A 614-nucleotide genomic window follows, 5' to 3' on the forward strand; every position below is an offset into this window, starting at 1 on the left:
TGCGGCTGGATCACCTCCTTTCTATGGAGAATTACGAAGGTAACTTACGTTACCAACCTTACATGAGCGTTTCGTTTAGTTTTGAAAGAATGATTTATTTCTTTCAACTGAAAAGGTAAGTTTTGATGAAGAGCAAGTCTCTTTTAAGAAACACCTCCGGCTAATGGCTATGTCGGGGTATTTACTTTTCTTTTGTGGGCCTGTAGCTCAGCTGGTTAGAGCGCACGCCTGATAAGCGTGAGGTCGGTGGTTCGAGTCCACTCAGGCCCACCATAAAAGAATTCTGGGGCCTTAGCTCAGCTGGGAGAGCGCCTGCCTTGCACGCAGGAGGTCAGCGGTTCGATCCCGCTAGGCTCCACCAACTTTGTCTACTGGATTAAACAAACGTTTAATTAACTAGTAGCCTTGTTCCTTGAAAACTAGATAGTATAAACAACGACATCCAATAAGAATTATTTAGCAACACTTAGTAATAACTCGAGGAGTTAGCTTGAGCAATCAAGTCTAATGAATCTAAGGTTAAGCTACTAAGGGCGCACGGTGGATGCCTTGGCACTAGAAGCCTAAGAAGGACGGGACGAACACCGATATGCTTCGGGGAGCTGTAAGTACGC

General features: G+C 45.3%; 2 tRNA genes and 1 rRNA gene. All 3 read left to right on the forward strand.

Annotated features, from left to right (window positions below):
* The first annotated feature begins 196 nt into the window (after positions 1-196).
* Positions 197-273 (forward strand) — tRNA-Ile (locus JI666_RS20950).
* 12 nt (positions 274-285) lie between these two features.
* Positions 286-361, forward strand: a tRNA-Ala gene (locus JI666_RS20955).
* Between the two features lie 156 nt (positions 362-517).
* A 23S ribosomal RNA gene (locus tag JI666_RS20960) occupies positions 518-614 on the forward strand; the annotation flags it as partial.

Source organism: Bacillus sp. NTK071 (assembly GCF_017303315.1).
Lineage (GTDB): Bacteria > Bacillota > Bacilli > Bacillales > Guptibacillaceae > Guptibacillus.